21 protein-coding genes are annotated in these 21973 nt (G+C 63.7%); 8 read left to right on the forward strand and 13 right to left on the reverse strand.

Translation table 11 applies throughout. The features are described from left to right. Positions 1-34: 34 nt before the first annotated feature. The gene (locus C6V82_RS13590; protein ID WP_102587888.1) at positions 35-1774 is read left to right on the forward strand and encodes an FAD-dependent oxidoreductase; all 1740 of its coding nucleotides are present in this window, start codon (positions 35-37) and stop codon (positions 1772-1774) included. 105 nt (positions 1775-1879) lie between these two features. On the opposite strand, the gene C6V82_RS13595 is transcribed toward C6V82_RS13590, so the two are convergent. Genes C6V82_RS13595 through C6V82_RS13610 form a run of 4 tightly spaced genes read right to left on the reverse strand, consistent with a single transcriptional unit; the run spans position 1880 to position 6132 of the window. After that, positions 1880-2668 (reverse strand): SDR family NAD(P)-dependent oxidoreductase, encoded by a 789-nt coding sequence (locus C6V82_RS13595; protein WP_102587887.1) that lies wholly within the window; start codon positions 2666-2668, stop codon positions 1880-1882. A gap of 25 nt (positions 2669-2693) precedes the next feature. Further along, the gene (locus tag C6V82_RS13600; protein ID WP_102587886.1) at positions 2694-3509 is read right to left on the reverse strand and encodes a sugar phosphate isomerase/epimerase family protein; all 816 of its coding nucleotides are present in this window, start codon (positions 3507-3509) and stop codon (positions 2694-2696) included. Between the two features lie 15 nt (positions 3510-3524). After that, on the reverse strand, positions 3525-5300 hold the full coding sequence (locus tag C6V82_RS13605; RefSeq protein WP_102587885.1) for an FAD-dependent oxidoreductase: 1776 nt from the start codon (positions 5298-5300) through the stop codon (positions 3525-3527). 28 nt (positions 5301-5328) lie between these two features. After that, on the reverse strand, positions 5329-6132 hold the full coding sequence (locus C6V82_RS13610) for an IclR family transcriptional regulator (RefSeq protein ID WP_102587884.1): 804 nt from the start codon (positions 6130-6132) through the stop codon (positions 5329-5331). A gap of 173 nt (positions 6133-6305) precedes the next feature. On the opposite strand from C6V82_RS13610, the gene C6V82_RS13615 reads away from it, so the two are divergent. From C6V82_RS13615 to C6V82_RS13625, 3 genes are all read left to right on the forward strand, one after another. After that, positions 6306-7109, forward strand: a complete 804-nt coding sequence (locus tag C6V82_RS13615) for a shikimate dehydrogenase family protein (RefSeq protein ID WP_102587883.1) — start codon at positions 6306-6308, stop codon at positions 7107-7109. Between the two features lies 1 nt (position 7110). Continuing rightward, a complete protein-coding gene (locus tag C6V82_RS13620; RefSeq protein ID WP_102587882.1) occupies positions 7111-8127 on the forward strand; it encodes a Bug family tripartite tricarboxylate transporter substrate binding protein in 1017 nt (338 codons plus the stop codon). A gap of 239 nt (positions 8128-8366) precedes the next feature. Further along, a complete protein-coding gene (locus tag C6V82_RS13625; protein ID WP_102587881.1) occupies positions 8367-9266 on the forward strand; it encodes a DMT family transporter in 900 nt (299 codons plus the stop codon). A gap of 16 nt (positions 9267-9282) precedes the next feature. On the opposite strand, the gene C6V82_RS13630 is transcribed toward C6V82_RS13625, so the two are convergent. The 9 genes from C6V82_RS13630 to C6V82_RS13670 form a co-directional block, all read right to left on the reverse strand. Further along, a complete protein-coding gene (locus C6V82_RS13630) occupies positions 9283-9942 on the reverse strand; it encodes a NapC/NirT family cytochrome c (protein WP_102587880.1) in 660 nt (219 codons plus the stop codon). After that, positions 9939-10424, reverse strand: coding sequence for a nitrate reductase cytochrome c-type subunit (locus C6V82_RS13635; protein ID WP_102587879.1), 486 nt, complete (start codon positions 10422-10424; stop codon positions 9939-9941). Before C6V82_RS13635 ends, C6V82_RS13630 begins: the two co-directional genes overlap by 4 nt. A 184-nt stretch (positions 10425-10608) precedes the next feature. Then, positions 10609-13113, reverse strand: a complete 2505-nt coding sequence (gene napA, locus C6V82_RS13640; RefSeq protein WP_102587878.1) for a nitrate reductase catalytic subunit NapA — start codon at positions 13111-13113, stop codon at positions 10609-10611. Beyond that, positions 13110-13403, reverse strand: coding sequence for a chaperone NapD (locus C6V82_RS13645; RefSeq protein WP_102587877.1), 294 nt, complete (start codon positions 13401-13403; stop codon positions 13110-13112). Before C6V82_RS13645 ends, napA begins: the two co-directional genes overlap by 4 nt. Further along, positions 13393-13911 (reverse strand): ferredoxin-type protein NapF, encoded by a 519-nt coding sequence (gene napF, locus C6V82_RS13650; RefSeq protein WP_102587876.1) that lies wholly within the window; start codon positions 13909-13911, stop codon positions 13393-13395. The genes C6V82_RS13645 and napF overlap by 11 nt, the downstream gene beginning before the upstream one ends. A gap of 13 nt (positions 13912-13924) precedes the next feature. After that, positions 13925-14098: a periplasmic nitrate reductase, NapE protein gene (locus C6V82_RS13655; RefSeq protein WP_102587875.1), complete on the reverse strand. Its 174-nt coding sequence runs from the start codon at positions 14096-14098 to the stop codon at positions 13925-13927. A 195-nt stretch (positions 14099-14293) separates the two neighbouring features. Further along, a complete protein-coding gene (gene aroQ / locus C6V82_RS13660; RefSeq protein WP_102587874.1) occupies positions 14294-14740 on the reverse strand; it encodes a type II 3-dehydroquinate dehydratase in 447 nt (148 codons plus the stop codon). After that, positions 14740-15603 (reverse strand): shikimate dehydrogenase family protein, encoded by an 864-nt coding sequence (locus tag C6V82_RS13665; RefSeq protein ID WP_102587873.1) that lies wholly within the window; start codon positions 15601-15603, stop codon positions 14740-14742. Before C6V82_RS13665 ends, aroQ begins: the two co-directional genes overlap by 1 nt. Positions 15604-15703: 100 nt before the next feature. Continuing rightward, positions 15704-17548, reverse strand: a complete 1845-nt coding sequence (locus C6V82_RS13670) for a bifunctional sugar phosphate isomerase/epimerase/4-hydroxyphenylpyruvate dioxygenase family protein (protein ID WP_102587872.1) — start codon at positions 17546-17548, stop codon at positions 15704-15706. Between the two features lie 620 nt (positions 17549-18168). On the opposite strand from C6V82_RS13670, the gene C6V82_RS13675 reads away from it, so the two are divergent. From C6V82_RS13675 to C6V82_RS13690, 4 genes are all read left to right on the forward strand, one after another. Then, positions 18169-19176, forward strand: a complete 1008-nt coding sequence (locus tag C6V82_RS13675) for a tripartite tricarboxylate transporter substrate binding protein (protein WP_102587871.1) — start codon at positions 18169-18171, stop codon at positions 19174-19176. A gap of 52 nt (positions 19177-19228) precedes the next feature. Next, the gene (locus C6V82_RS13680; protein WP_102587870.1) at positions 19229-19705 is read left to right on the forward strand and encodes a tripartite tricarboxylate transporter TctB family protein; all 477 of its coding nucleotides are present in this window, start codon (positions 19229-19231) and stop codon (positions 19703-19705) included. A gap of 15 nt (positions 19706-19720) precedes the next feature. After that, the gene (locus C6V82_RS13685; RefSeq protein WP_102587869.1) at positions 19721-21223 is read left to right on the forward strand and encodes a tripartite tricarboxylate transporter permease; all 1503 of its coding nucleotides are present in this window, start codon (positions 19721-19723) and stop codon (positions 21221-21223) included. A gap of 77 nt (positions 21224-21300) precedes the next feature. Further along, on the forward strand, positions 21301-21963 hold the full coding sequence (locus tag C6V82_RS13690; RefSeq protein WP_229843211.1) for an HAD family hydrolase: 663 nt from the start codon (positions 21301-21303) through the stop codon (positions 21961-21963). Positions 21964-21973 lie beyond the last annotated feature (10 nt).

The following is a 21973-nucleotide window of genomic DNA, read 5'->3' on the forward strand; positions in this document are numbered from 1 at the left end:
TGCTCGGCGGCCCGATAATGCTGTGAGGTGGTGTATGCCGGACAAGACGAGGCCAAGCTGGGACGAGGAGGTCGACCTTCTGATTGTAGGAGCCGGGGCCGGTGGCATGACCGCAGCCCTGGCCGGCACCCTCAAGGGGCTCGAGGTGCTGCTGTGCGAGAAGACCGAAATGGTGGGCGGCATCACCTCCACCTCCGGCGGGACCATCTGGATACCCGGCACCCACCTGAGCGTTGAAGCCGGGGTACCCGACACCACCGAGGCCGCTGCTAGCTTCCTCGAGGCCGTGGTTGGCGAACGCGGTGGCGACGCCCAGCGCGCCGCCTTCCTCGAGGCCGGCCCGAAAGTGGTTGAGTTACTTCAAGAAAAGACCGCTGTCAATCTGGTCGCCGCCAAGGCCCATCCTGACTATATTGGCAACCAGCCTGGTGAGGCCTACGGCGGACGCGCCCTGGCCCCGCTCCCCTTCGATGGCCGCAGGCTAGGCAAGAGCGACTTCGCCCGGGTCCGACCGCCGCGGCGCGAGTTCCTGGCCTTGGGCGGCATGATGACGGCACGCAACGAGATCGACGCCCTGCTTCACCCCTTGGCCTCACTGGCCAACTTCCGCCTGGCCGCGACCACGGTGCTGCGCTACGCCTTCGACCGCCTGCGCTACTCGCGTGGTACCCGCCTGGTCATGGGTAATGCCCTGGTCGCCCAACTGCTCTACAGCCTTCGCCAGCACGATGTCCCGCTACGCTTCGAGACGCGACTGGTCGAGTTGGTCAAGGAGGGGGATGCGGTGGCAGGTGCCATCATGGCAGGCCCGGATGGGCATCGCCGGATTCGCGCGCGCCGCGGCGTAGTCCTGGCCACTGGTGGTATCGCCCGTAACCCGAGGCTACGTGATCAACTCTATCCCGAGGCCACTCGACGCTACAGCCTGGCTCCGGAGACCAACACCGGTGACGGCGTCGAGACGGCGCTGGCCGGCGGCGCGGCCCTGGCCGAGGGGCTCGACAGCCCCGGCCTGTGGATGCCCTGCTCGATCCTCAAGCGCAAGGACGGTACGGAGCTGATGTGGCCGCACATTATCCTCGACCGTGCCAAGCCGGGGCTGATCGCGGTGAACAGCGCCGGGCGGCGCTTTGTCAACGAGTCGGACTCCTACCACGACTTCGTGATGGGCATGCTGCGCTCACCCGAACAGGCGCCGGACAAGCCCGCCCACCTGATCTGTGACCGGGCTTTCCTCGACAAGTACATCCTCGGCATGGTGTTCCACGGGAGCCGTCGCCTCAAGCCGTTTCTGAAGGCCGGCTACCTGATCGAAGGGGCATCGCCCCAGGCGCTGGCCGACAAGATTGGCGTCGACCCGGCCACCCTGGAGCAGACCCTGGCCGACTACAATCGCGATGCCGAACGCGGCGAAGACCCCGCCTTTGGCCGCGGCACGAGCGCCATGAACCGCTTTAACGGCGACCCCGAGCAGACCCCCAACCCTTGCGTGCGCCCGCTCGGACCCGGACCCTACTACGCCCTGGCGGTATGGCCGGCTGACCTGGCCAGTAGCGTCGGCCTCCAGGGCGATGAGGACGGCCGGGTGCTGGATGCGAACGCACGGCCAATCCGTGGGCTCTACGCCTGCGGCAACGACCTGGGTTCGATGTTCCGCGGTACCTATCCCGGCCCCGGCACCACCCTGGGGCCGGCCATGGTGATGGCGTGGCGAGTCGTCCAGAATGCCGCGGCGGACCAGGCGAACTCGCAAACGGAGAAACGCTCCGCGTAATACCGAAGCAGGCTTCGGATCAAATAGGCTCTCCCTGCCACCGACAAGGCCCCCGGCTTCTACCGGGGGCCTTGTCGTCTGGGGTGGTCATCTAAATCTGGGGGGCTACCCCTTGGACGGCAGGCCAGGGATATGGCCCATAATGGAGCCGGCGAAACCGCCGTCGGCGAGAAGGTTCTGGCCGGTTACGTAGGCGGCGTTTTCGCTGAGCAGGAAGGCGACGACGCCAGCGATATGAGCCGGCTGGCCGATCTCGTGAAGAGGAATCACCTTCTCGCGCCTCGCAGCCACTTCAGGATGCTGGTAGAGCTTGTCGGTGGCCGAGGTGTGGATCATGCCCGGCGAGATGCTATTGACCCGCACCCCATCGGCCGCCCACTCCTGGGCCAACTGCTGGCTGAGCATGATGACCGCCGCCTTGCTGCTGGAATAGGCACCGCTGCCCGGATGGGGCTGGACGCCCACCATGGAGGCGATGTTGACCAGGCTGCCGCGGCTGGCCTTAAGTGCCGGGTAGACAGCCTTGGCCAACAACCAGGTACCCCGCACGTTGACGTCGAAGAGCCGATCCCAGTCGGCCTGGTCCAATTCCGCCAGCCGCCCGGGAGCCATGATACCGACATTGGACACCACTCCGTCCAGGCCCTGGCAGAAGGCCAATGCCTCCTCCACCAGCCGTGCCGGACTCGCCGGGTCTGCCATGTCGCCGACCAGCGCCGTGGCTCGGGCGCCCAGGCCTTCTAGCTCGGCCACGATGGCGGCGAGCTCCTCACTTTGACGACTGGCGGTCAGGGCCAGGTGCGGGGTCTCGCCTCTGGCCAGGGCGTCATGAGCCAGCTTTCGGGCAATGCCTGCACCGATACCGCGGCTCGCGCCGGTGATCAAGACTCGCATACGATCTCTCCTGCTCTCGGGGTCATCATGGTTCCAGGCTCTCGATCAGACGCTGGCTGGCCAACAGTGCCTCCCGGGCCCAGCGCTCGTGGCCAAGCTCGGCGATGCGCCGCTGGTTCGGCACCTCGACGCTGACCGGCAGGTCGGCCGGTAGCTCGCGCCAGAAGCCGGCCAGGTCGATGCCTCCCTCGCCGGGCAGCCAACGCTCGGTACGCGCCGCGTGGATCAGCTCGGCCTCTTCCACCGGACGCTGGGCCGGGCCATCGCAGAGCTGGGCATAGTGCAGCCAATCGCGGGGCAACTCGGCGAGTTGCACGGGCCGGCCACCGGAACGGTCGAAGTGCAGGGCATCGACGATGATGCCGCTGTTGGGCTGCTTGGCCTGCGCGACGATGTGCTGCGCCGTGGCCAGATCGGGGACTCGGGTCCAGGGCATGAACTCCAGATCGCAGGTGAGCCCGAAGGGCCGTGCCGCCTCGCACAGGGCCGCATAAGAGGCGACAAGGCGGCCCGGATCCGGATCGTCGGCTGCGACCAGGATCACCCGGGCGCCCAGTTCGGCACCCACCTCGAAAAAGGCCAGATAATCATCGACCTGGAAGCGGGCATCCAAGCGGATCATTTCCAGGTCGAAGATTGTCACCCCCGTATCGGCCATGGCCGCCAGGGTGTCGCGACGCAGGGCTGGTTCCTCCATTAATGGGAAGGCCAGACCGCCCGGTGCGGCCGGCAGCAGTCGAAGACCGGCATGGTGATAGCCGGTGCGAGCCGCCACCTCGAGCATCTCGGGTGGGCGCAGCCCCTCGGTGGTCAGGTGTGAAAGTGAATAATCTCGGGCCATGGCAACGCTCCTCTGCTAGCCCACGGATGGCTCGCCGACCGGCGAGAATGAGGACGATAAAACGGCTGTCCTGAGCGCGTGTCCGGCGGCATGGTGGGCGGTCACATAGCCGAATGTCATGGCCGGCCCCAGGGTGATACCGCCGCTGGGGTAGCGGCCGGCCATCACGCTGGCCATGTCGTTGCCGGCAGCATAGAGGCCAGGGATGGGGCGCTCGCCCTCGGCCAGCACGCAGCCATTCTCGTCCGCTGCCAGGCCCGCGAAGGTACCGAGGCTACCAGGCAACACCTTGATGGCATGGAAAGGGCCGCGCTCTATAGGCGCCACGCAGGGATTGGGCGTGCACTCCGAATCGCCCATGCCACATTGGTAGGGAGTATCCCCGCGACCGAAGGCGGGATCTTCGCCGAGTGCTGCATGGCGGTTGTAGGTCGCAAGCGTGGCGGCGAGGCCTGCAGGGTCGATACCGCAGGCTTCGGCAAGCATCTCTGGCGTCGCACCGCTCCTGAGGTAGCCGTTGCGCTGCCAGGGCGAGAGCGGCAGAGGCGCCGGCCGTGATATGCCGAACCCATAGCGGCGCTGGAAACGGTGGTCGCAGACCAGCCAGGCTTCCAACGGCTCACCCTCTGGCACGGCGGCGAACAGCGCCCGCATGAAATCGTGATAGGAGCCGGCCTCATTGACGAATCGACTGCCATCGCGGGTCACTGCGATCAGCCCTGGCTTGGCGCGGTCGATCAGGTGCGGGAAACGCCCGATACTTCCGTCGCGGCGCGGCACCAACGACACCGGCGCCCAGGCGGCATTGGAGAAGTCGAAGGCTCGCACCCGTGCGCCTACCGCCTCGGCCAGGCTCAGGCCATCGCCGGTGTTGGTAAGCGGCGCCGCAGAATAGTGCGGGGTGCCAGCGACCACATGGGGCAGCAATGCGGAATGGCGGCGGGTATCGTGGGGAAAGCCCCCGGCCGCCAGCACTACGCCGCGACGGGCCCACACACGTTGTTCGCCGCTCGGCATATCAATCACTGCGCCCGTGACCCGGCCACCTTCATGCAGTAGCCTGCGCGCCGGACTCGACGGCAGCAGCGTCACCCCCTGATCGAGGGCGCTCTTCAATAACGCCGCGACCAGCGCGTTGCCACCGACCAGTTGCATACCACGCCGGTAGATCGCCAGGTCGCGAACATGCCGCAACACCCGGCGGGTGACATGCGTGAAGGAGGTGAGCGAGCGCGTCGCCTTGAGGAAGTGGCCCAGGTCGGCCCCAGCGGCGATGCCCATGCCCCACAGGGAGTGCAAGTCCAGCGGCGGGCGCAGCAGACGAATCGCTCGGCCAAGCTGGCGCCCGTCAAAGGGCGCCGCGCACAACGAACGGCCGCCCGTGGACGCATGGGGTTGGTGGCCGTGGAAGTCGGCCACCCGGTTGCCATCAACGAAGTCCAGCGCCGTGTGGCGACGAAAGAAGTCGACCATGGCCGGCCCCTGGGACAGGAACATTTCGAGCCGTTCCGGCGCAAAGCCTTCCCCCAACTCCTCGCGCAGATAAGCCCGCGGCGCCTCCGGAGGCTCATCGATACCCGCCTCCCGCGCCAGGGGGTTGCGGGGGATCCACATCCAGCCACCCGACCATGCGGTGGTGCCACCCAGTACGGGGGCCTTCTCAACGACAATCACCTTGAGCCCCAGGTGGGCCGCGGTGACCGCCGTGGCAAGCCCCCCGGCTCCGGAGCCGATCACCAGCAGGTCGCACGCCAGGTCGGTGGCGGAGCAGGGAAGGGACTCGGGGGGCATGGGATCACTCCTGGGTCATCGGGCCAAGCTACAGCTGCGAGGCGGTGGAGGGGCGGCCTGCACGGAGCAAGCTGGAAGCCGAGGTGGAAGCGGCCAGTTCATCGGCTACGTTGAGAAGCGCCTCGCCCATCACCAGCATGCGCTCCTCGGTGAAACGGATACTGGGCCCGGCGATGCTGAGAGTCCCAATGGCGGGCTGGTCGCCGCGCCGCACCGGCACGGCAATGGCGTTCATACCAGGAGCGAAAGTTTCCATGGTGAGACTAAAGCCTCGCATACGCGTCTCACGCAGTGACTCGAGCAAGGCGGCGACAGTAGTCGGCGCATTAGGACCGTACTCCTCGACATTGCCAAACCCCTGCTCCGCAACAAGCTCCAGAGCCGTCTCGTCGCTCAGGGTTGAAAGCCAGGCGAGTCCCGAAGAGCTGCAGGAAAGTTTGGCCACGGCGCCCATGTCCGGGTCGTAGCGCAGACCACGGGTGGCGCCCTGAGCCTTGGCCACCCAGGTCAGACGGCGGCCGTCGACCACCGCCAGTCGCACCAGTTCACCGCTGCGCTCCGCCAGGCGGTCGAGCAGCGGCTGGGCAGCGTCGAGGATACCCATCTCGCCGAGGAAGCCGAGCCCCAAGGAGACCAGCTTGGTGGTCAGCATGTAGTCCCCCTGGTCGCGTACCTGGCGCACATAACCGTAGCGGACCAGGTCGGTCAGCAGACGATGTGCCGCGCTGCGCGGCATGCCGAGCCGTTCGGCGATCTCGGCCAGAGGCAATCCCTCGGCCTCACGCCCCAACAGCTCCAGTATTCCCAGCGTTCTTTCCATCACACCAGCCATGGGCGTTTCCTTTCGAAAGCAGTCGAGGCCCATAGAGTGCCATGTTTGGGCCGCCCTGTGATGATCATAGCGAAGAGTGACCACTACAGAACAATATGCATTAATTGAATGCTATTCCATTTTTTAAATATGTTCTACTATGTTCCGCATACATACATCGCAAGAGTCTTGCCATGATCGAACAACTCGACGGCGCCACGCGCCTCTACCTGGTCCTCGGAGACCCCATCGCCCAGGTGAAATCTCCCCTGGGGGTGACCCAGTCGATGCAAAAAGAAGGTCGCAACGCCTTACTGGCGCCGCTGCATATCGCCTCCGATGCCCTTGATGCCTTCATCAGCGGTGCTTCCCTGGCGCGCAACCTGGACGGCTTGATTGTCACCGTCCCTCACAAGTTTGCCGCCCACGGCCACTGTGCCGCAGCAACCGAACGGGCCAATTTCCTGGGAGCCGTTAACGTGATGCGCCGGGACGCCAACGGGTGCTGGTATGGAGATCAGGTGGATGGGCTCGCCTATGTGGCGGCCCTGATGAAGAAGGGCTTTGAGCCCCGTGGATGCAGTGCCCTGATGGCGGGGGCCGGCGGAGCAGGATCCGCCATCGCCGAGGCACTGGTCCAAGCTGGCGTCGCCCGGCTGTCCATCCATGACGAGGATACCGCGCGCCGCGACGCCCTGATTACGCGCCTCGCCGGCCTGGAACTCGGCGAGGTCACCATCGGTAGTCGCAACCCCACCGGCTTCGACCTGGTGATCAACGCCACTCCATGCGGCATGGCACAGGACGACCCACTGCCCTTCGAGCTGGCGGGGCTCTCTCCCAAGACCCTGGCTGGCGATGTGATAACCGCCCCCGAAATCACCCCTTGGCTGGCGGCCGCCAGCGAGCGTGGCTGCCACACACTGCGCGGTGTCGAAATGTTCGCCGCCGTGCGCGACCTGATGGTCGATTTTCTACTGGAAGACAAGGAGACCTGAAATGCACAAACACAAGCGACTGTCGCGCCTTGCCACTACCCTGCTGGTCACGGCTGCTCCCCTGGCGGCTACCCCCCAGGTTCTCGCCGACTATCCCGAACGCCGCATCGATGCCGTGGTGCCCTGGGGCGCGGGCGGCTCCACCGACAACATGGCCAGGAGCCTCACCCCCCACGTGGAGGAGATCCTCGATACCGACATCGTGATCACCAACCGTCCCGGCGGCACCGGTGTGATCGGCACAAATGTCGTGCGCACACGCCCGGCCAACGGCTACTCCCTGCTCTACGGTGCCGAGAACGCCCAACTCTATCCAGTACTTGCGCTCGCGGACTTCGACTATGGCGACCTGCACCCGGTTGGCCTGATCGGCCAGGGCATCGTGCTGATTGTCGCGCCGCCCTCCAAGAAGTGGAACGACTTCAGTGATCTGCTAGCCGAGGCCCAGGCCAAGCCGGGCGAACTGCGGATGGGTGACGCCGGCCCCGGCGGCCTGCCAAGCACCGTGCTTGCGATGCTCAATGCCGTGGACGAGCTGGACGTGCGTTCGGTGACCTTTGGCGGCGATGGCCCAGCCATCACCGCCCTGCTTGGCAACCATATCGACTTCATGCCCATGGCCTTGGCCTCAGCCCAGGAACAGATCCGTGCTGGCAACCTCAAGGCACTGGCGGTGTTGAGCTCCGAGCCCGTGGAACAACTGCCCGAGGTGCCGCCAATCACTGATTTCCTGCCGGAGATGGATAGTTTCCTGCCCTGGGGGCCGTTCTGGGGTGCCTATGTCCACAAGGATACTCCAGACGACATCAAGGCCACTCTGGAGAACGCCTATTCCGAGGCGATCGCTCAGGATGAGTTCCAGGCCTTCTTGGCCCGCAACGGGGCCACCTCGCTCAACCTGCAGGGTGAAGAGGCGGGAGATTTCCTGAGCCGCTGGCAGTCGGTGACCACCTGGGCCATGGAAGACGCCGGCTCGGCCAAGGTCTCGCCGGAAACACTAGGCATCCCGCAGCCCTAAAACAGCCGAAAGCCGCAGCACCCCAGGGGTATGCTCACGCCAGATGCCCCTGTCATTTCACTCGCGCTCATGATGCGCCCACCAGGGGACGAAGCCGGACGGACGCAAGCCACTGGTCGATGATATCGACCTTGCGGAAAGCCCGCGATCTCGTCGCGGCTTGCTGACCACAGGACAAACTGGCACAAAACAATTAGCCTGCTAGTATCATATCGCGACTCTCGATCTTCAGGAGATACATGGCCACTCCGCCTATTCGTGCCTTGCCACTGTCCGTGCCGGCTGACCGCCCGTTGCTGGGTATCGCGTTCATGGTCGGTGCTGGGTTGCTGTTCACCGTGCTCGATACCAGCGTGAAGTGGCTGACCCAGAGCTACCCACCCATTCAGGTGCTGTGGGCGCGTTATGCCGGCCACATGCTGGTGCTGGGTGTCTACCTGTTGATGATCGGGTGGCCTCGCTGCCGGGCGATCATGGCCTCGGTGGAGTCATTGTCCGGCCAGTTCCTGCGTGGCCTGTTGCTGCTGGCGGCCAGCGGCTTCGCCTTCCTGGCCTTTCGGGAGCTGCCGTTGTTGCAGGTCTACGTGATCAATTTCAGCGCCCCGCTGCTGGTCACCCTGCTGGCCATTCCCCTGCTCAAGGAGCGGGTCACCCTGGCGATGGGCCTGGCGGTAGTCACCGGTTTCATCGGTGTGCTGATCGCCATCGGCCCGGTGGACTGGCGCGCCCAGCCGGCGGCCCTGCTGCCCTTCGGCATGGCCTTCTGCTTCGCCCTATACCAACTGGCAACCCGACGTTTCGGCCGCAATGCCCATCCGCTGGCATCGCTGTTCTATACCGGCCTTGCCGGCGCACTGGTCTGTTCGCTGGTCGTGCCGTTCTTCTGGACGCCCATCGCCATGGGCGATATTCCGCTGTTCCTTGCCATCGGCACGCTGGGGGCGGCAAGCCAACTGGGGCTGATCATGGCCATGCGCTGTGCGCCAGCTTCGCTGATGTCGCCCTTCCTCTACCTGCAGATCGTCTGGGCCACGATCTCGGGCTACCTGGTGTTCGGCGATGTGCCGCTGCTGGAGACCTACCTGGGGGCCATACTGATCATCGGTGCGGGGATATTCCTGGCAACACGCCGGCACTAGCGCCGACCGGCGAGCCTCAGTGGGGTGATCCGTCCTGCCTTTCAAGATGCGCCACCCAGGAGTCGAAGCCCGGCAGGCCAAGCCCACTGGTCTCGAGCTCGCTTGGGCTCATGTCGGGCAGTTCGTGGGCGATGCCCTTGTGACAGTCGATGCAGGTCGCCTCGCCCGAGGCGAGGTTGGTGGAGTGCGCGCGGGCAGCACGCGAGCTCTGCTGGGTGAAGTCCATGTGTTCGAATTCGTGACAGTTGCGGCACTCCAGCGAGTCGTTGGCCTTGAGCCGCGCCCACTCGCGTTCGGCCAGTTCGCGGCGCTTGGCCTCGAACTTCTCCTCGGTGCGAATCGAGCCGAACACCCAGCCCCACACTTCCTTGGAGGCTTCCATCTTGCGCGCCATCTTGTGGGTCCAGTCATGGGGCACGTGGCAGTCGGCGCACTGCGCCCTGACCCCAGAGCGGTTGGTGTAGTGGATGGTGTCCTGCATCTCGCGCAGAGGGTTGCGCTCCATCTCGTGGCACGAGACACAGAACTGCTGGGTATTGGTGACCTCTAGGGCGGTGTTGAAGCCCCCCCAGAAGATGATCCCGGCGATGAAGCCCCCAAGCGTCAGGAAACCCAGGCTGAAGTGCACGCTGGGGCGCGTGAGAATCCGCCAGTAGCGGGCCAGAAAGCGCCTCATGGCTCACCTCCCTCGCGCTCGAGCATCTCGGTCAGCACCTCGTCCACGGTACGGAAGGTGCTGTCGACGAGTGGCTCGGCATCGGTCTGTGGCACATGGCACTGGATGCAGAAGTAGCGGTCGGGGGACACGGCAGCCAGCACTTGCTTGTCGCGATCCATGAAGTGGGTGATGCTGACCATCGGCGCCCCGGCATCCACGGCGTTCTCGCGGCTGTGGCAGGTCAGGCAGCGGTTGCTGCGGATATCCACCTGGTAATCGCGAATGTTATGCGGTATCACCGGCGGCTGTTCGGGGTAGTTGAGCACCGCACGCCCCGATTCCCGTGACTGCTCGGCCATCGGCGGTGCGGGCAGGGTCTGGCTGACCGTTCCTCCATCGCGCAGGCCATCCGGCGCCGAGGCATCTTGAACCTCGTCCGCCACCACCATGCCGAGCAGGGCCATCGCGGCCACCGTGCTTACGATTGCGAGCCATTTCATTAATGTTTCTCCTTGCCGCACGCCCTCAGAGGGTGTCTACAAATTACTGCGCTCGCCCATACTGTGTTGAAACCACCTTCAAAATGCTCATTTACAAGCTCGTAAACTCGCACGCGAGCCCGGTCCGTTTTTCAGCTGATTTCGCCTTGTCTGGCCATCGCTCGTTACATTTGTAAACACCCTCTCAGGCAAGATTGATCAGTTCCAGACGCACCGCGCATTTCTTGAAGTCCGTCTGCTTGGAGATGGGGTCGGTGGCATCCAGCACGACCTTGTTGATCAGCCGGTTGGCGTCGAAGAACGGCACGAACACCAGGCCGCGTGGCGGCCGCACCCGCCCACGCGTCTCGGCACGCAGATGCAGCTCGCCTCGCCGACTGACCACCTTCACCTCGCTGCCACGCCGGATACCCTGTTCCCTGGCATCCTCGGGGTGCAGGTAGAGCAACGCCTCGGGCACCGCACGGTGCAACTCCGGCACGCGCCTGGTCATCGACCCGGTATGCCAGTGTTCGAGCACTCGTCCGGTACACAGCCACAGCGGGTACTCGTCGTCCGGCCGTTCGGGGGCGGGTTCATCAGGCACCGCAAAAATCAGCGCACGGTTGTCGGGCTTGGCGTAGAACTGCACCCCGGTGCCGGGCTGTACATAGGGGTCGCTCCCCTCGCGGTAACGCCACAGGGTCTCCTTGCCATCCACCACCGGCCAGCGCTTGCCGCGCACCTGGTGATAGACGTCGAAATCGTCGAGATCCTTGCCCTTGCCACGTCCGAAGCGGGCGTACTCCTCGAACAGGCCCTTCTGGAGGTAGAAGCCGAAGTCCTCGGCTTCGTGATTGGCGAAGCCTTCCTCCATGTCCGATACCGGATACTGATCGACCTGGCCATTGGCGTAGAGCAGCTCGAACAGCGTCTTGTCGCGATACTCGGGGGCCTTGTCGAGCAGCTCCCGGGGCCAGACCTCGTCGACGCGAATGCGCTGCGACAGCGCCACCGTCTGCCAAAGGTCCGAACGCGACTCTCCAGGCGCCGGGACCAGCTGATGGAAGAACTGCGTGCGGCGCTCGGAGTTGCCGAAGGCGCCCTCCTTCTCGACCCAGCCCGCCGCGGGCAGGATCAGGTCCGCCGATTGCGCGGAGACAGTGGGGTAGATATCCGAGACGATCACGAAGGCCTCGGGATTGCGCCAGCCGGGCAGGGTCTCCTGCATGGTATTGGGGCCGGCCTGAATGTTGTTGGTGACCTGGGTCCAGTAGACCTTGATGTCGCCATCCTTGAGCTTGCGGCTCTGCTCCACGGCGTGGAAGCCGACCTTCTCCGGGATGGTGCCCTCCGGCAGCTTCCACACCTGCTCGGCGAACTGGCGGTGCTCGGGGTTGGTGACGACCCGATCCGCCGGCAGCCGGTGGGCGAAGGTGCCGACCTCGCGCGCCGTGCCACAGGCCGAGGGCTGCCCGGTGAGCGAGAACGGGCTGTTGCCCGGCTCGGCGATCTTGCCGGTCAGCAGGTGCAGGTTGTAGATCAAATTGTTTACCCACACGCCACGCGTATGCTGGTTGACCCCCATGGTCCAGAAGGTCATCACCTTGATATCCGGGTCGGCATAGAGCTCGGCGACCTGCTCCAGGCGGGTCTCCGAAACACCGGATTCGCGGGCGGCTCGCTCGAGAGTGAACTCGGCCACATGCTCGGCGAATTCGTCATAGCTCATCGGCGACCAGCTGTTGGCATCACCGGCATTGGAGGCCGCCTGCTGGCGCGGGTCCTCGTCACGCAATCCGTAGCCGATATTGTCGGCGGCGCGGGCGAAGCCCACGTGGCTGTCGACGAACTCCTGGTTGACCCGACCGGACTGGATGATGTGATTGGCGATGTAGTTGAGGATCACCACATCGGCGTTGGGGGTCATCACCATCGGTATGTCGGCCAGGTCGAAGCTGCGATGCTCGTAGGTCGAGAGCACCGCGACCCGCGTGTCGGGATGCGAAAGCCGCCGGTCGGTGACCCGGGTCCACAGCACCGGATGCATCTCCGCCATGTTCGAGCCCCACAGCACGAAGGCGTTGGCGTGCTCGATGTCGTCGTAGACCCCCATCGGCTCGTCGGAACCGAAGGCGCGCATGAAGGCATAGACCGCCGAGGCCATGCAGTGGCGGGCGTTGGGGTCGATGTTGTTGGAACGAAAACCCGCCTTGAACAGCTTGCTGGCCGCGTAGCCTTCCCAGATCGTCCACTGGCCGGAACCGAACATCGCCACGCTCTCGGGGCCGTGCTCACGAATCGCGCTCTTGAACTTGTCGGCCATCAGGTCGAGCGCCTCGTCCCACGAGACAGGCTCGAAATCGCCCTGCTTGTCGTAGACCCCATTGCGCTTGCGCAGCAGCGGCTGGGTGAGGCGGTCCTCGCCGTACAGGATCTTCGACAGGAAGTAGCCCTTCACGCAGTTCAGGCCGCGGTTGACCTCCGACTGGTTGTCGCCGTGGGTAGCAACGATCCGGTCATCGTAGGTGCCGACCATCACGCTGCAGCCCACGCCGCAAAAGCGGCAAGGCGCCTTGTTCCATGAAATCTTCGTCAATTCGGAATTGGTGATCAGGTTACTGGCACTTGCGGGGATACTCATGCCGGCGGTGGCCGCGGCCACCGCCACCGCGTTGGCCTTGGCGAACTCACGACGCGTCAGTTTCATGTCAAGGTCTCCTGGGGGTCATCGGCGGACTCCGGGGCAAGCTGCTCGTGGTAGACCAACGCCGCCCCGAGCACTCCAGGGCGGCGTTGGATACTGTCGATCATGGCCAGGATGCGGCGCTCATCGAGGCATTCCATGACCAGCACCAGCTTGCCGGCGGGGTCTTCGGCACTGACCTCGCAGCCAGGCTGACGCGACAGCCATAGCGCGACGGCCCGGCAGTCTCCCGGATTCACATGGATCAGCAGGCTGGTGATATGCAGGCTGGTGGAGAGGGTTTCACCGCGCATGGCGCACCTCCGCGGGAAGGGGGACACGAGCCACCATCGCGATGGCATCACTCGGGCAGATGGCCTGACAGGCACCACAGCCGGTGCAGGCAGCACTATCGATCCGTGGCCGTGGCGGTCGGCCCCGCTCCGGGGGGAAGCGGATGGCATGCCATTCACAGGCATCCTGGCAGGCCTGGCAGTGAATACGCTCGAACGCCAGACAACCAGGCTGCACCTCGGCGCGCCAGGGGAAGGGGTCGCCATTGACCTCGAAGGCATGGGACTCGCAGGCCTCGACGCACTCACCGCATAGCGAACAGCCAGCATCGTCGAAGCGGATTTCCGGAAAGCCGCCGCCACCCTTGAACAGCACGCCTTCGGGGCAACGCTCTATACAAGCGTTGCAGCGCGTGCAGTGGTCGGTGAAGTCGCCCACGCTCCATGGCGGACGGCGAAGCGCGCCCTGCCCACCTAGCGAACGGAAGAACTGGCGACGCGAGGTCGAGGTATCACGGTCATCGCGCATGTGGCCCCCTGCGTCATGCGGGTGGACCAGGGGGACCGGTAAATATCTGGAACATCCACACCGCAAAGCCGTAACCGCCAACCACGGCAAATGCCAGGATCGGAAACAACAGCACCACGATGAACAGGAACAACTTGAGTTCCTGAGTGCGGCGGACATCCAGCGGGGTGGTATCCGGATCGTCCATGGCAAGCCCCCTTACCGTCACCCTGATTGGCATTTCGCCCGTCTGCACCGGCGGCTCTTACGGCCCCTGGTGCGGCAAAACGTCACATAGTGTGTCTCATGGTAGACGATACGGAGAGCTTGTCACCGCAAGGAGGCCTGCTACATGACATGGATCAAGTGAAGCGGTTTCAGCCGTGCAAGGGACTGATCCGCATCAGGTTCTGGCGGCTTTCATCACCGCCTCGAGTGCGGCCTGGTAGCCCTGGGTGCCGAGACCTGCGACCACGCCATCGGCGCGCAGCGACACATAGGAGTGGTGGCGGAAGCTTTCACGCTTGTGCACGTTGGAGATGTGCACTTCGTACACCGTGCCCTCGAAGGCATTCAGGGCATCGAGGATCGCCACCGAGGTATGCGTGTAGGCCGCCGGGTTGATGATGATGGCCACGGTGCCATCGAGACGTGCGGCATGGATGGCTTCGATCAGCACGCCCTCGTGGTTGCTCTGCAGGCAATCGAGCTCCCAGCCGGCCAGCACGGCCTTCTCGCGCAGGGCATTGTTGACGTCATCCAGCGTCTCGTACCCGTAGATCTCCGGCTGGCGAGTGCCCAGCAGGTTGATATTGGGGCCATGCAGTACCAGCACCTTGCCCTGGCTCATCAATCGGTCTCCTTCATCAGTTCGCGGCGATAGTGGGCGAAAAGGGTGGCGGCCTGCTCATCGGCGGCCGCGCGCTTCTCGGCATCCTCGCAGAACAGCTTGAAGGCGTCGACGCCCTGGAACACGAACAGGCTGACCCCGCTGACGACCGCCGCGCCCGCGGCCTTAGCCGCACTGATGAACTCGGTGACCGCCGGCACGTAGACGGCATCGAAAATCCAGTGATGAGCGGCCACCAGCTCGGCAGGCAGCGGGCAGCCGGGGCTCTTTTCGTGGCCGATCGGCGTGCAGTTGACCAGGCCATCACAGCTCGGCACTGTCTCGGCGAGCTGGGCCTGGGTGATGCTTGAGGCCGGAAATCCCTGGGCCTCGAGTTCGCTGGCGAGCTTTCGTGACTTGCTCTCGTCCAGGTCCATCAGGATGACCTCGCTGGCACCAAGCTTGGCCAGGCCGAAGGCCACCGCCTTGCCCACTCCTCCGGTGCCGATCAACAGTACGCGCCCCGGCTTCCGCTCCCCCAGGGTGGCGCGAAAGCCGCTCATGAACCCGGTGAAATCGGTATTTTCGGCGATGATCTCGCCATTTTCGAACACCAAGGTGTTGGCGGCTCCGACCATGCGAGCCCCTTCCGATGGCCGCGTGGCCAGCGCCACCGCCTGCTCCTTCCATGGGTAGGTGACATTGACCCCACGGTAGCCCTCGGCAATCACCTTCTGGACCTGGCTTTCGAGTGATTCGATGGCTTGCACGTTGGCATCGAACAGGTCGTAGGTGGCAGGAATGCCGGTCAGCTGGCCAAGCCTGACGTGCAGGTCCGGAGAGCTCGAATTCATGATCGCCTTGCCGATCAGACCAAGTTTCATGCTGATTCCCCTTTCCGGGAACGGTTCAACCGCCCCGATGAAGTTGTCCTTGGTGGTTGCCCTTGCGACCGCCCGTGTAATGATCGTTCAAGAAAGCGCCTCAGCGCTGGGCGGACTGGGCGGCGAGGCGAATGCCCGCATTGGCTTCACCGAATTGCTGGTAACCACCGCGACGCTCGACGATCTCGAAGAAGAAGCGCCCCGAGAAGGTCTCGGTGTAGGCGTGGAAGAAGTCACCCTCGTCGTTGCGGTCGAACAGGATGTTACGCGCGCGCATCGCCTCGAGCAGCGACTCATCCAGGCCATGACGGGCTTCCAGGTCGTCGTAGTAGTTGCGAGGAATCTTCAGCAGCGGCAGGCCTCGTGCCAGCAGCTCGTCGACGGTGGCGAAAATATCCTGGCTGGCGAAAGCGATCTGCTGCACACCGCCGCGAAATTCGCTGAGAAAGCGCCCAGGCTGTGTCTCCTGGGCCTGGGAAACGGTCAGCGGGATGCGGATAGTGCGATCCTCGCTGATCACCGCCTGGCTGATCATCAACCCGCGCGGATCAACCATTTCATGCTCGGCCGCCGCCTCGAAGCCGAACACGGTGCGATGGAACAGCTGCCAGCCGAGCAGTTGCGTGGCTGGCAACACGTAGGAGAGGTGGTCCACGCGAGTCAGTCCTGCTTCGTTGCGGCTGGCCTGGTCGAACAGTTCGAAATCGGTACGCCACTGCAGATCGTCGGCGGCCTGATCGTCCACCAGGTAGACCAGGCTGCCTTCGATGCCACGCAGCGCCGGTATCTCCATTTCGCCCTCGCCGACCTGGCTGCGAAAGGTCTGGGCCTTGAAGGCCCGCGCCCTGTCCAGTGCTCGCTCGACATCATCCACCCGAAAGCCCACCGCGCACACCGAGGTGCCATGCAGCAGGCGAAAGGTATGCGCGAAGCTGTCGGTCTCGAAGTTGAGCACCAGATGAATGTCGCCCTGCTTCCATAATTCGACGTTCTTGGAGCGATGCCGGCCGACATGACGAAAACCCAGTGCGTCGATGAATTCCCCAAGGGGGGCCGCACTCTCCTCATCGAGGGTGAATTCGATAAAATGAATGCCGTTATATTGCGGTGCCGGGGGGATATGGCTGGCCCAGGGGCCATCCTCGAGCAGGTTCTCGAGCAGAATCAGCGACCGCAGTCCATCGAGTGCGGTGATCTCGGTGGGGGCGGCACGGAAGGCGTCGCTGAAGATCTCGAGCGACAGCGGCCCGTCATACCCCGTCTTGGCGAGTTCGATCATGAACGCCTTGAGTGGCAGTCGGCCCTGCCCCGGGAAGCAACGGAAGTGACGGCTCCACTGCAGGATGTCCATGTCCAGTAGCGGCGCATCGGCCACCTGCACAAAGAAGATCTTCTCGCGGGGAATCTTGCCGATGGCAGAGAGATCATGCTTGCGGGAAAGGATATGGAAACTGTCGAGCACCACCCCGAGGTTCGGATGGTCGGCACGTCGCACTGCCTCCCAGGCATCGCGGTAATCGGAGATGTTTCGCCCCCAGGCCAAGGCCTCGAAGCCAACGCGAATATTCCGCCTGGCGGCGCGCTCTGCCAGTTCGCGAAGGTCGGTGACGACCCGCTCCATATCATCCACGGTCTGGGGCGAGACGTTGCTGCACACCAGCAGGAAATCGGTTCCCAGCTGCTCCATCAGGTCGAACTTGCGCTCGGCACGCTGCAAATTGCGGCTGCGCTGGGGCTCCGGCATGGCCTCGAAGTCACGAAACGGCTGGAACGCCACGATGGTCAGGCCGAGGCGTTCGCAAAGCTTGCGCACTTCCTCGGGCGACCCATCGAAGGAGAGCAGGTCGTTCTCGAAGATTTCCACGCCGTCGTAACCCGCACGGGCTATGGCTTCCAGCTTGGTTCTCAGGTCGCCACTCAGGCAGACCGTGGCAATCGCGCGCATCGTGTCCTCCAGCGGGTGCAGCCACCCCTCTCGCCATTCCGGCGGCTAGGTACAGGCAAGGCGCCACACCCGACATGATTCGATTGTCGCCATGTCGAGAAATTTGTTCGCATAGCGTTCTTTAGTTCGCATTATGCACGAAACAGTACACGAATCCATACTCAAGTCCATTCACTGCCACCCTACATAAAACAGCAGTGAGCGATGACAAGCATGGTTCCAGTCACCGCGTTGATCCAGCGGCATCACGCCCATGCAGAGCAGAATGAAACTGTGCACTGCCGACACCCCAGCCAGTACCAACTACTATAGAGGCAACACGTACTATAGAAGCAACACGTGAAGGATGTGGAGGAACCTAGGGAGACAACGCCTGAAGCAGCTGGAAGTCGAACGTGTTGGAGAAGGCAGCGCTTTCGGCTCGCCATATATTAAACCTTCGTCGTAGTTTTCACCTTCACCATTGACAGTATTGGAAGGGAGTTCTAGTGTTCGCTACCAGCACTTAAGTTCGACAAGCGAACATTTACCATAAACGCCCCAAACCCGTGGCCACGCCACCACCCTGGGGCACTGCCCGAACCTGGCAGACAACACAATAACCACCCGGAGGAAACAGCATGTTCAAACCACTTCTCAGCGGTGTTGCCATCGCTATCGGCACCCTGGCCATGGCCGGCAGTGCCATGGCCGAGTACCCAGAGCGCAACATTCAGGGCACCATCCAATGGGGCGCCGGTGGCGCTACGGACAACGTCGCGCGCAGCCTGACACCCCATGTCGAAGAGGTACTGGATACCACCATCGTGCTGACCAACCGCGCGGGGGGCACCGGCGTGATCGGCATGAACCACGTGATGCGTCAGCGTGCCGACGGTTACAACCTGCTGTACGGCGCCGAGAACCCGCAGCTCTATCCGCTGATGGGCCTGGCCGATTTCACCTATGACGACATGCATCCGGTCAATATCATCGGCCAGGGCCTGGTGGTGATCGCGGCGCACCCGGACAGCCCCTTCGACAACTTCTCCGAGCTGCTCGAGCACGCCAACGAAAACCCTGGCGAGCTGCGCATGGGCGGAACCGGGGCCGGCGGCCTGCCAAGCACCATTCACGCCATGATCAACGCCGTGGGTGAGCTGGACGTGCGTACCGTCACTTTCGGTGGCGACGGCCCGGGTGTGACCGCCCTGCTGGGTGAGCACATCGACTTCATGCCGCTGAGCCTCTCGGCCGTTGCCGAGCAGATCCGCGGCGGACGCCTCAAGGGGCTCGCGGTCATCACGTCCGAGGAGCTCGAGTCACTGCCCGATGTGCCACCGATCACCGAGGCGCTGCCGGATATCGAATCCTTCCTGCCGTGGGGGCCGTTCTGGGGTGTCTTCGTCCACGAGGATACGCCCGACGATATCAAGGCGACCCTGGAAGCAGCCTACAGCGAGGCCGTGGATAGCGATGAGTTCAGGGAATTCCTGGACAACTTCGGTGGTGCACCACTGAACCTGAGTGGCGAAGAAGCCCAGCAATACCTGGACAACTGGCAGTCGGTAACCGCCTGGGCCATGCACGATGCCGAGGCGGAAACGGTCAAGGTGTCTCCAGAGGAGCTCGGCATCCCCCGCCCGTGATTCCTACCCACTGCTGCTAAGGGGGGCATAACGCCCCCCTTGGAGTCTGTCTATGAGCAAGAAAATCGAACGTGTTCAGGCGGGTGAAAAAGTCTTCGACTGGCTGCTGCTGCTGTTCAGCATCGGCTTGCTGTTCGAGGCCTACCGCATCGATGGTGGTTTGCTTGCCAATTCCGCCGGGTCTTTCCCGATGGGCCTGGCGTTGGTGATGCTCGCGGCATCGGCGGCGATACTGGCAAGCCACCGCTACAAACGGCGCGATCCGCGTATTCGTAGTGCGTTTCATGAGTTCCAGGTGTTTCTCAGCGAACACTTCAAGATCCATATCGTGGTGTTCACGGTGGTTGCGGTGCTCTACCTGGCCGCCATCAACTGGGCGAGCTTCTATATCAGTACTGCGGTCTTCCTGGCGGCGATGTTCATCTATTTCCGGCAAGGCAAGGTCGTCAGTTCGCTGATCATCACGGCGGCTGCCATCGCGGTGATCTATGTGCTGTTCACCATGGTCTTTCGTGTCTACCTCCCCTGATCCCCGAGGCACCCGATGAGTGATACCATTTCCTACCTGCTCATGGCCTGGCTAGACCCTGGCCTGTTCGGCCTGACCGCCCTCGGCGTGCTGGCCGGCATCTACATCGGCGCCATACCTGGCCTTTCCGTCACCATGGCCGTGTCGATCCTGATCTCCTTTACCTTCTCGTGGGATATCAACAACGCCCTGGCACTGATGGTCGGCATCTACGTCGGTGGCGTCTACGGCGGCTCACGTACCGCCATCCTGCTCAATATTCCCGGGGCTCCTTCGGCGGTCACCACCGCCTTCGACGGCTACCCGTTGGCCCAGAAAGGCGAGGCCGGCCGGGCCATCGGCCTGAGCACCGTGATGTCGGTGATCGGTGGCATGATCGGTGTCGCCGTGCTGGCCGGTACCGCGCCGCACCTCGCCGACCTGGCCCTGCAGTTCGCCCCGCGCGACTACTTCCTGATCGCCATCATGGGCCTGCTGCTGGTCAGCACGCTGTCCGGCAAATCGCTGGCACGCGGCATCTTTTCCGTGGCACTGGGGGCCGCCATCGGCCTGGTCGGCATGGACATGGTCACCGCCCAGCCGCGCCTCACCATGGGCAGCATGGAACTGCTCGGCGGGATTCACTACGTGGTGGTGATGATCGGTCTGTTTGGGGTTGCCGAGGCCTTCTACCAGTTGCATAACATGGCCAAGGTGCCGGTGAAGCAGAAGGTCGACAAGATCGTGCCGCCGCTCAGCATGGTATTGAAGTTCCTTCCGCTATCGATTCGTACGTCGGTGATCGGGGTGGTTGTCGGCGCGCTGCCGGGCACCGGTGGCGACATCGCCTCGCTGTTCGCCTACGACCATGCCAAGCGTACCGTCAAGAACCCCGAGGTGCCCTTTGGCGAAGGCGCCTACGAAGGTCTGGTCGCGCCCGAGACAGCCAACAATGCCGCGGTCGGCGGTGCCTATGTACCGATGCTGACCCTTGGCATGCCGGGGGATGCGGTGACCGCCGTGATCATCGGCGCGCTGGTCATCCATGGCCTGAACCCGGGGCCGATGCTGATGATCGAGACCCCGCATATCTTCTGGTTCACGGTGGGTAACCTGGTGCTGGCCAATATCTTCCTACTGATCTTCGGCCTCACCGGCATCAAGATTTTCTCCAAGATCGTCGAAGTCCCCAAGGCCATCATGATTCCGCTGATTCTGGTGCTCTGCGTGGTTGGCACCTACTCGCTGAACAGCAACATGACGGAAGTCTACTGGATGCTCGGTTTCGGCATCCTCGGCTACTGGCTCAAGGTATTCGGCTTCCAGATGGGCCCGATCATTCTCGGCGTGATTCTCGGGCCGCTGCTCGACGAATCCTATCGCCAGGCCATGTCGTCGGTGGGGGATAACAGCATGGCGTTCCTGGGTGGGCTGTTCGCCAACCCACTGTCGCTGGTACTTAGCTCGGTGATCATCCTGGTATTGCTTGGCAATACACCGCTCAAGGGTTGGATACTGGCAAGGTTCAGGCGAGACTGAAACGAGGATTCGCGCTGAACACAACGCGGCCCGCCCGGGCCGCGTTGTCATTGGCAGGTAGGGAGATGAGCAGGCCCGTGAACGATCGCACCCAGACAACGCAATACGCGCTGGTCTTCGACTTCGACGGCGTGGTGCTGGATTCGGCAACGCTCAAGCGCCAAGCCTTCGCCGACCTCTATATCGACGAGCCGGAAGCACGTCATCGGGCGGTAGTCGCCTACCTGAGCCGGCGCGGCGGACAGCCCCGGGACGTCAAGTTCCGTCATATCGAGGGGCACATCCTCGGCCGCGATGCCAGCGAGGCACGCATCCGCGAGCTCTGCGAACGCTTCAAGGCCAGCGTGGAGAGACGCCTGCTGCAAGCGCCGGCCATTCCCGGAGCGCTGGAGTTCCTCGCCCGCTGGGCCGGAAGGGCCCCGCTGTATCTGCTCTCCGCCACCCCTGAACATGAGCTCAAGGCCATCGCCGAGCGCCGTGACCTCTCGCGCTATTTCCTGGAGGTGATCGGCTCACCGCCCGACAAGGCCAGCGGCCTTCGCAACCTGCTGACCCGACATGCCCATTCACCGCGAGATACGGTGATGATCGGCGACTCCTACAACGACTTTCGCGCCGCTAGCTCCAATGGTACGCGCTTCATCGGCATTACCGCCGACCCCACCGCCTCACCCTTCCCCGACGACACGATCACCACCGTCGATCTGCATGGCCTGGAAGATGCGCTGAGTCGGCTGTGACTAGAGCATC

This window comes from Halomonas urumqiensis (assembly GCF_003028575.1).
Classification (GTDB): domain Bacteria; phylum Pseudomonadota; class Gammaproteobacteria; order Pseudomonadales; family Halomonadaceae; genus Halomonas; species Halomonas urumqiensis.

What these genes read in the sequence shown, in the direction of transcription:
- C6V82_RS13670 (WP_102587872.1), bottom strand. Translation starts at nt 17,548, where the DNA reads ATGCGCGCGATTGCCACGGTCTGCCTGAGTGGCGACCTGAGAACCAAG.
- C6V82_RS13655 (WP_102587875.1), bottom strand. Translation starts at nt 14,098, where the DNA reads ATGGACGATCCGGATACCACCCCGCTGGATGTCCGCCGCACTCAGGAA.
- aroQ (WP_102587874.1), bottom strand. Translation starts at nt 14,740, where the DNA reads ATGAGCCAGGGCAAGGTGCTGGTACTGCATGGCCCCAATATCAACCTG.
- C6V82_RS13625 (WP_102587881.1), top strand. Translation starts at nt 8,367, where the DNA reads ATGGCCACTCCGCCTATTCGTGCCTTGCCACTGTCCGTGCCGGCTGAC.
- C6V82_RS13605 (WP_102587885.1), bottom strand. Translation starts at nt 5,300, where the DNA reads ATGCCCCCCGAGTCCCTTCCCTGCTCCGCCACCGACCTGGCGTGCGAC.
- C6V82_RS13680 (WP_102587870.1), top strand. Translation starts at nt 19,229, where the DNA reads ATGAGCAAGAAAATCGAACGTGTTCAGGCGGGTGAAAAAGTCTTCGAC.
- C6V82_RS13645 (WP_102587877.1), bottom strand. Translation starts at nt 13,403, where the DNA reads ATGCGCGGTGAAACCCTCTCCACCAGCCTGCATATCACCAGCCTGCTG.
- C6V82_RS13595 (WP_102587887.1), bottom strand. Translation starts at nt 2,668, where the DNA reads ATGCGAGTCTTGATCACCGGCGCGAGCCGCGGTATCGGTGCAGGCATT.
- C6V82_RS13620 (WP_102587882.1), top strand. Translation starts at nt 7,111, where the DNA reads ATGCACAAACACAAGCGACTGTCGCGCCTTGCCACTACCCTGCTGGTC.
- C6V82_RS13685 (WP_102587869.1), top strand. Translation starts at nt 19,721, where the DNA reads ATGAGTGATACCATTTCCTACCTGCTCATGGCCTGGCTAGACCCTGGC.
- C6V82_RS13600 (WP_102587886.1), bottom strand. Translation starts at nt 3,509, where the DNA reads ATGGCCCGAGATTATTCACTTTCACACCTGACCACCGAGGGGCTGCGC.
- C6V82_RS13665 (WP_102587873.1), bottom strand. Translation starts at nt 15,603, where the DNA reads ATGAAACTTGGTCTGATCGGCAAGGCGATCATGAATTCGAGCTCTCCG.
- C6V82_RS13590 (WP_102587888.1), top strand. Translation starts at nt 35, where the DNA reads ATGCCGGACAAGACGAGGCCAAGCTGGGACGAGGAGGTCGACCTTCTG.
- C6V82_RS13615 (WP_102587883.1), top strand. Translation starts at nt 6,306, where the DNA reads ATGATCGAACAACTCGACGGCGCCACGCGCCTCTACCTGGTCCTCGGA.
- C6V82_RS13635 (WP_102587879.1), bottom strand. Translation starts at nt 10,424, where the DNA reads ATGAAATGGCTCGCAATCGTAAGCACGGTGGCCGCGATGGCCCTGCTC.
- C6V82_RS13630 (WP_102587880.1), bottom strand. Translation starts at nt 9,942, where the DNA reads ATGAGGCGCTTTCTGGCCCGCTACTGGCGGATTCTCACGCGCCCCAGC.
- napA (WP_102587878.1), bottom strand. Translation starts at nt 13,113, where the DNA reads ATGAAACTGACGCGTCGTGAGTTCGCCAAGGCCAACGCGGTGGCGGTG.
- napF (WP_102587876.1), bottom strand. Translation starts at nt 13,911, where the DNA reads ATGCGCGATGACCGTGATACCTCGACCTCGCGTCGCCAGTTCTTCCGT.
- C6V82_RS13610 (WP_102587884.1), bottom strand. Translation starts at nt 6,132, where the DNA reads ATGGCTGGTGTGATGGAAAGAACGCTGGGAATACTGGAGCTGTTGGGG.
- C6V82_RS13675 (WP_102587871.1), top strand. Translation starts at nt 18,169, where the DNA reads ATGTTCAAACCACTTCTCAGCGGTGTTGCCATCGCTATCGGCACCCTG.